4 protein-coding genes and 1 pseudogene are annotated in these 8,147 nt (G+C 42.8%); 3 read left to right on the forward strand and 2 right to left on the reverse strand.

Annotation, left to right across the window (positions count from 1 at the left end):
• The first annotated feature begins 78 nt into the window (after window positions 1-78).
• Both RMO79_RS24415 and RMO79_RS01825 read left to right on the forward strand, forming a co-directional pair.
• Window positions 79-264 (forward strand): DUF6888 family protein, encoded by a 186-nt coding sequence (locus tag RMO79_RS24415; RefSeq protein ID WP_396136494.1) that lies wholly within the window; start codon window positions 79-81, stop codon window positions 262-264.
• A complete protein-coding gene (locus tag RMO79_RS01825; protein ID WP_310481346.1) occupies window positions 264-482 on the forward strand; it encodes a DUF6887 family protein in 219 nt (72 codons plus the stop codon). Before RMO79_RS24415 ends, RMO79_RS01825 begins: the two co-directional genes overlap by 1 nt.
• Window positions 483-494: 12 nt before the next feature.
• On the opposite strand, the gene RMO79_RS01830 is transcribed toward RMO79_RS01825, so the two are convergent.
• Together RMO79_RS01830 and RMO79_RS01835 are read right to left on the reverse strand one after the other, a co-directional pair.
• Entirely contained in the window at window positions 495-3,647 is a 3,153-nt protein-coding gene (locus RMO79_RS01830) for a WGR domain-containing protein (protein WP_310481347.1), read from the reverse strand.
• 213 nt (window positions 3,648-3,860) lie between these two features.
• Window positions 3,861-7,475: an AAA-like domain-containing protein gene (locus RMO79_RS01835; RefSeq protein ID WP_310481348.1), complete on the reverse strand. Its 3,615-nt coding sequence runs from the start codon at window positions 7,473-7,475 to the stop codon at window positions 3,861-3,863.
• Between the two features lie 247 nt (window positions 7,476-7,722).
• Here RMO79_RS01835 and RMO79_RS01840 point away from each other — a divergent pair.
• A pseudogene (locus RMO79_RS01840) lies at window positions 7,723-8,147 on the forward strand (hypothetical protein); the annotation flags it as partial.

Here is an 8,147-nt window from a genome sequence, read left to right on the forward strand (position 1 = left end):
AATATTGTCCTTTATTTCGATCGATCGGTGATGGTGACTGGATAAACTAGGTTAGTTATAATAGTATTTAGATAATTAATGTCTAATTTCAGTTCGACATCGGCTCAAGCAGAGACTTGTCTTCAACTATCGCAGGATCTAACAAGGATGTATAGACCGATATATTTAGTTCGTTTCGATCGACGTACTGGTGACATGTTTATGTTAGCTGGGGAAGGAATTGAGATAACAATTAATCCAAACGGGTTCTGGAGGTTTAATTAATGAAACCAGATTTTAAAGTGATGTCTCAAGCTGAATTGAGATCTTATGTAATCGCCCATCCTGACGATATTGAAGCTTTTGAAACTCTTGCGGATCGTGCTTATGCAAATCCGCATCCTCAATGGCATCAACCTCAAGATATTGGCAGATTTGCAGAACTGTTGGAGCAGGATCGAGCGACTAAACTTGCTCAACCCGATCGCGAATCGAGTATATAGATATTAGAGAAATCATGTTTTCATAGGTAATGGCTTAATAAAAATTGGTACTGATAATTGTGGGTACAATTGATGAATTTTAAGTAGAGTTTCCAACGCACGAGCTTTTTCGCAGATCGCAATTGAAGCCGATTGGCGAGTGAGAACTTCGATGACTAATTTAGCAGCAGCTTCGGTTTTAACAGCTTCGCTGTTGAGGAATGTAAAGATGCGTTGCTTGGCAACTCTAGCGCGATTGACTTGGGCGAGAACGCGAGTAAAATACGGCATTAATTCTTGAAATCTTTCCAGATTACCTGCGGCATAACTTTCTAAATATTGACTGGCAAATAGCTGCATGTCGGTAGTGGGATGTTCGCTAAATTTAAGTAAATATTCTAAACCATCTTGTTGTTGAAAACATTTACCGACTAAATCGCGTCCGAATTTGCGAACATCTTCGCGATTGCTATCGCAGATACTAATTACAATCGCCGGACTGAGTTCGGCGGGAGTAAGTGTTTCACCAAACAATTGAAAACCAAACTGGCGGGAGTCTTCCCATTTTGATGCCATTACCATTGTGGCGGTGAGTAATTCGCCAGCTTGTTGGCGCAAGCGAGGTAATATTTGAGTTAACATCTGCCAACTAGATGCGCGAACGGCGAGAACTTCATGATGACTGAGTTCGGCAATTTTTTCGGTATCTAATGTTTGCGCCCATTGTGAACTATTAGCTTGGAGAATTTTGCCAGCTAGCTCTTGACTGGCTGTAGCAGCAGATTTTAGCAGCATCTGGGTAGTTTCGATACTGGTAGCTTTCATCCAATTTGGCACGTCAGTTTGGAGCAGTTGCGAGATAAATGTATGCAGTCCTTCAGCTTTTTCTGGTGCTAATAATATAACGATTAATCGATCGACTAATGTGGTGGTAAATGTGGGATGTCCAGCCGCGAGTCGAGCGATCGTCGATCGCATTGTCGTCCGAATTTCTGGTAACTCATGGGTAACAAATGCCATAATTAGTTCGATTCGTTCGAGTAAAATTTCATCGGGTAATTGTCCGAATAGTTGTACGCCAATGACACGAACCGATTCGACTGGAGATTCGATCAGGGCATCGATTAATCCTGCTGGTAAATCGAGAACATTAGTTTGATGGTTTAATAAAATTTGCGCCCCACAAATTTGTAAAGCCGGAATCGGATGGCGCAGCAGATCTAACACTATTTCTAACCCAATCGATCTTAATTGAATTGGGAAACAAGTAGTCAACGTTTGGGTAGCATTTTCAACAATTTCAACCTTTGCCTCGTCAAAGTTGAGTAATTCAGCTATGATCCGTCCGATAATGATTTGTACGGTAGGATCGGGAATATTTACCGTCCCTAAAATTCGACGGATAAATAGTTGCGTATCCGATTGGCGACTGAGTACTAATGCGGCAATTAAACGATCGTCCGCGCAGAATCGATCGATTTGTGCTTGCAGCCATTGATGTGCTTGACTGCGGGCTGGTGCATACTCACAATTAGCAATTGCCAGGATTAAATCGTGCTGGGGATTATCTGCTTGATATCTCGATTTCGCCAATTCAAACCCAAATTCGGCGGTAGCTACGTATGGTTGCTCTAATAGTTGAATTAGGATATCGATCGGAATTTTCTGACAAAATTCGCTGCAAGTTTTTAGAGGTTTGACTGCAAATTCATGGATGGGTTGACACTGACTCTGGACTAATAATTGCAGTAATAGATCGGGCGATCGTTCCCACAATTGGGGGAAAGCTTCTTCGCGGACATTTGGCACGGGATCGCCAATTTTATATTTAGCGCGACATCTCCAGATATCATTACCAGAATCTAATAGATAGCGGGGACTATTAGTATAAAGAATGTGATTGAATGCTAAATAAGGAGCATATTTATCCCACCGACAATCGCCGCTATCTTGTGGCGGTACGGCATCGTTATCGCTATATTGTAAAAGTATACCTGTGGCTAGCTGTGCATATTCAGTACGATTCTCTTCACCTAGAACTCCGAGCGATCGCCAAACTCGCCGCCGCAAGTAATTACGAGTCTTACCACTATAAGCTAATTGGCTATCCGCTCGATTCATTTCTGTTTTAAATTCGCTAGTCTGTGCCGCTTCGTATCGACCAGTTTTAGAATTATATGCCCAGTTTTGCGTTAAATATCGATCGCTATTCGGAATATCAATGCAATAACCATTACTATTATAATATTGAGAAGTTGTTTCGAGTCGATAAGCTAAAATTCCTAATACTTCCGCATCTTGACGATATTCAGCAATCTTAAAAATGTGCCGCAATCGCTGAAAATAGTTAGGCGTAAAAGGTGCAACTCGAACGAAGTTAACTACGATCGGGCGAGTAAATTCGCTATCGATTTGGTAGAATATATCCAGCACATCGAACTGCTTAGGTTTAGCCGTAGCTAAATAACCTTGTAATGCTCGATCGATCTCCTCTATTTCTGCTCCACGCTGAATTAAATCGCGTAATGGCTGAGGTAACTTGAGAATTAATTCATCCCGCAGTCGAGCTGCTTGGGTAGGATTGAGTTTGAATAGAGCTTCGAGCGCAATCCGGCGAATGTGCGCGGGTGCATTTGCTTGGCGATAAACATTGTCTAACATCGCCACTGCACTTTCATCGCCACAATTACCCAAAGCCCAAGCAATACTATAATTCGCTAGAGGATTATCGCCCCATAATTGCATCAACAACGGTGCGGCTGCGGTCAATTGTAACTCGCCCGATCGCCAAATTGCTCTACTTATCTGCCATTCTCTAGGCTTGGCGACTGCCTTGCGATTATTTACCGCCAACATCAATCTCGCCAAAATCGCTCGCTCTCTGGCATCCAGATCGTCATCACTAACTGGAATCGCCTGCGCTGCAACCGTGCTAGGTGCCGCTGCACTTGCTTCTAAATAGCCTTTACTTACTTTCGATCGTATCAATCGATCGAACACCTTCTGCGCCTCAACAAGGGGTACCGCTGCAACTGTCTCCGCACCCTCGCGCAACGTACCGCCTCGTTTGCCATAACGATAATTTACCATATAGCGATCGGTCGCTACCTCCGATAAATCGACTTCATAGACTTTATCAGAATTACCTGCTTGATAAATTAGGGTTTTCCGTTGGATGAGTTGCATAGACGGTAGATGTCATTTCGATACTATTGTACTATATAGACGCGGGGTTGTCGAGGAGTGTGCGGAGTGTGGGAGGAGTTAGTGAGCTGCGGAGATCTTACCCACCCCGCCCTGTCGGGCACCCCTCCGTTGGCGTAGCCTCTCCCTCAGGAGAGGAGGGGATTTTATTCCCTATCCCCTATCCTCTATCCCCTATCCCCTATCCTCTATTCCCTATCTACAAATAGACTCAATCGAAGACTCTTCGGAGTTAGGATGGGTGGATTGGCGATGAGCGAGGTATTCTTGTAATTGGCGACAGCCTTTGGCGTAGGCGGCATCGAGACTGAGATATTTACGTTCTAGTTTAGCTAAATTCCAGAATTTCATCACGCCATTTTTATCCGCAGCAACAAAGGTAGAGCCATCGGGGCTAAATGCTACACTCAAACCGTTAAAGCCTTCGATCGTCCGATGGAGTTCGCCATTACGATTCCAAAACTTAATCGTACCATCATTGCCAGTTGTAGCCATTTCTTGAGAGCTAGCATTAAATTGAATGTCATGGATCGCATCGCGATGTGCTTTATATTTAGCTAGAGACTTACCATCGTTAACATTCCACAATCTGACGATGCCATCGATACCAGTAGCGGCGATCGTTTGACTATCATTACTAAAACTAGTTTGCATTAAAGTTTTCATCTTGCGACCATTATCGTCGAGGGTGCGGACTTTGACAAAATCGCTAGTCCGAAAAAGTTCGACTCCAGCAGTGGTATTTGTGGCTAAGTAGCGGCTATCGGGACTAAATGTTACTTTCCACAGCCAATGATCGTTATTAGTAATTTTAAACTCTTTGAGAAACTTACCATTCTTGGCATACCAAATCTTGAGCTTACCATCTTCGCCGACAGAAGCGAGATAGCGATTATCGGGACTAAAGCTCACATCGTAGGCAAAATTATCGTGTTTTAATGTATGTAGCAGTTTACCATCGGATACGCGCCAGATTTTAACTGTATTATCTTCACTGGCTGAGGCGATCGAACGATCGTCGGAACTAAAGCTCAGTCCAAAAATCCAATCTTTATGTCCCTTGATTGTCTGGAGCAGCGTACCATTCGATCGCCAAATTCTAATCATTTTATCCGATCCAGCGGTAGCTATATATTTACCATTATGACTGTAAATTACTTTTTTAATTGACAATTTACTCGCGCTAATATTTCTTTTAAGCGATCGATCTGGTTCCCAAATGACGAGTTGATAATCGGTGGCGGCGACAGCAATTCGGTTGCCATCAGGACTATAATTAATACTTTTGTATTCTGATTGAATAGAGCCGATCGTCGTTAATAAAATATTACCCCAATCGGTAGGTACAATCGTCGAATTAGGATGAGCGACAATGCGATCGAAGTCCCAAATCCTTAATGTCGATGCCGCAGTAGCTAGTTGACGTGTATTCGGATCGAAAGTCACATAAAAACCGTCGTCATGAATGTTTTCTATAGTTTTTTTTAGATTAAAAATATCTGCTTTAATCTCCCATGTTTCCAAGCTTTTATCGCTACCACCACCGCTTGATGCTAGCCATTTACCATCGTTGCTAAAGGATAAAGAATAAGCCCAATCTTGATGTCCTGTGAGAATTTGAGGACGGCGATCTAGTTGCCATTGCCAGACTTTAATTGTAGTGTCGGTACTAGCTGCGGCCAGGAATTTACCATCGGCACTAAATTTAAGATCGCGAAAACTATGAGTGCGATTTTCTAATGGATCGGATTTATCGCTACCAGTAGTGACTGGATAGCGAGGAAATTTTAAGTTTTTAATTATTAGTCCGCTCTGGCGTTCCCAAATAATTATTTCGGCATCTTGAGAGTCATTATTAGTTGCAGCAGCGACATAACGGGTATCGGGAGTAATTGTAACGCGACTAAATTTATCGTTATGGTTGCGTTGTTCTAGTCGGGGGAATAATTGTACGCCTCGATCGTTCCAAACTCTAATTTCGGCATCATCGCCAACTGTCACGATCTGCTGACTATCGCTACTAATCGCGAGATTGAGTAAGACGTGTGGATGAATAACTGACGTTATTAATTTACCATCTACTTGCCAAATTTTAAGGGTTTTATCTTTGCTAACCGAAGCAATAAATTTACCATTGGGACTGTAATTAGTTCCCGTTACTGTATTGTCATGCCTGAGACGATTTTTTTCGAGGGTGCCATATAAAGCGTACTGAAGATTCGTACTTGTTTCTTGTTGTAACTTTTGGCGATCGATTTGATTCAATGACTGTTGTTGCTCTTGAAATAATTGCGTTGCTTCTAAAGTCCCAATTAGAGTTTCAAGGGTGTTTTTAGAATTATCGGATTTAATTAATGCCTGATTGAGAGCATTTTTAGCACCGATCGTGGCAATTTGGGCTTTTTCTTTTTCGCGGTGTGATTCCGAGCCTAAATAGAGCGCGCACAAGGCACAGATCGTCGCAATTCCCGATAGCAACCATAGTTGTTTGATACGTTGCTGGAGTACTTCTTGATTGGCTGCGTAGATGCGCTGTTCGCGACAAGCATTGAGAAAGAGACTATCTAAATTGCTGAGGTTTTTACCTTTAGCCCAGGTAAGGGCATCTTCTAATGCTTTACCCGTCAACAGTCGAGATTTATCTTGTTTGTTCGACTCTAACCATTCTTTAATTACTGCACTATAAGGTCGTAAAATAGCTAATTGTTTATCCACCCACAATCGATCGAAGATGGCGGCATAGATGGGATTGGCAACCTTTAATCGATCGCCAAATTTTACCGCAATTCCCGATAGCTGTAATTCGCGTTCTTCCGAGCGATCGTCGAGTGTGATATTTGTATAATTTAAAATCTGTTGGTATAATCCTAGCAGACTACCCGATCGCATTTCATCAGCAGTTAGGCGCGTCGCGATCGTTTTAAAATGTGGGGGATTATCTTTACTTTCCCAGTCGGTAATTAGTTCGGTAGTAACTAGCTTGTCGATCGCTTCTCGTTCTACATCTGCGCGGATAAATTGATGCTGCTTGACTAATAAATAGCAAAGTTTTTGAGTTAAAAAAGGTTGTCCGCCAGTCCAATTTAAAATTTGGGCTAAGACAGCTTGCGGATTATCGGCACAATCTTTTAAACCGATCGCTAAAGGCTGCGCTTCATCAATACTAAAACCTGTTAGTTCGATCGCGCGACCGATAATAAATGGCGTGCGCCTTTTATCGGAAATTAAATTAGAAGGTGCAGCAACGCCAATCAAGGCAAAATTCAAACGTTGATAATTGGGATCTGTCGCTCGTTTATCGTAACAATTTCTAATTAAACCAAAAAAATCATCGGTAGAGAAATCTAGACTCAACGTGCTATCGATTTCGTCGATAAAAATCGTAATGGGCGTGGTAGTATTAGGTAATAAAATTGTTTCGATCGCTTCTGCCAATCGCTGGGGTGGCGCGAGAAAATCGCGTTCTTGCCACCAAGTTTTCATAAACTGGAGCGGATTGGCTAATTTGAAATCCTTAATTAAAGTGTAAGCAATTCCCGCGTACCACTGCTCTGCGAGAATATTACCACTGCCCCGCCCCGAAACATCGATCGTCGTACAAGCAATACCCTCACTTCGCAACCGATGGAGCGTCCTTACCAAGAGGCTGGTTTTACCCATCTGGCGAGAGTTAAATACATAGCAAAACTCACCAGATTTTAACCCATCGTAAAAATCGCGATCGGCTTCTCGCATTACATAGCTGGGCGCATATTCTGGTAAGCTCCCCCCAACTCTATACTCATAGGGTGCGTCTTCGATCGTCGTCATTGATGGGGATAAAGTGTAATTTCACACGGATCTAATCATATCAAAGCACGCCCAGAGCTGAGTTAAGACCTGTAAATATTGAGTTGTGATTTAGTTACAATTGACTTATTATCGAGAATTCACTAGAATTACATCATGCTAGAAATAGGGTGAATAATTAAATTATTAATTTAGTAAATTAGCGCATCGAATAGTAACGATCTGTTCCCTATTCATCAAATCGCATTCTATTTTCCAGGAGAGATCGATGCCGCGCTCAGTCAGACTGCGATTGGAGGAGATTGGTAGAATCCAAACTATCGTCCATCATAACTTTTTTTGTCAAAATGACTTAGCCGACGAACTGGGATTCGCACAATCGACTATTAGTAACTTCGTTAATGGTAAACCAGTCGATCGCCGTAAATTTCAAGATATCTGCGAAAAACTAGGGATTCAAGATTGGCGCGCACTTGCAGAAGTCCCCCAGCCAGCTTCAGCATCAACAGATAAGCGGCCACTCGATCTTCCCAACCCAGCACCGCCACCAACCCCGATAACCATCGAGCCGCCACATTTCCCCCTAGAAACGCCAGAAGGCTCCGTTCCCATCGGTTCTAGCTTCTATATCGAACGTCTCCCCCAAGAAACTTACTGCCAAGCCGAAATCGCCAAACCCCACGCGCTGATTCG

The sequence above is a fragment of the Chamaesiphon sp. VAR_48_metabat_403 genome (assembly GCF_031422475.1).
Taxonomy (GTDB): domain Bacteria; phylum Cyanobacteriota; class Cyanobacteriia; order Cyanobacteriales; family Chamaesiphonaceae; genus Chamaesiphon.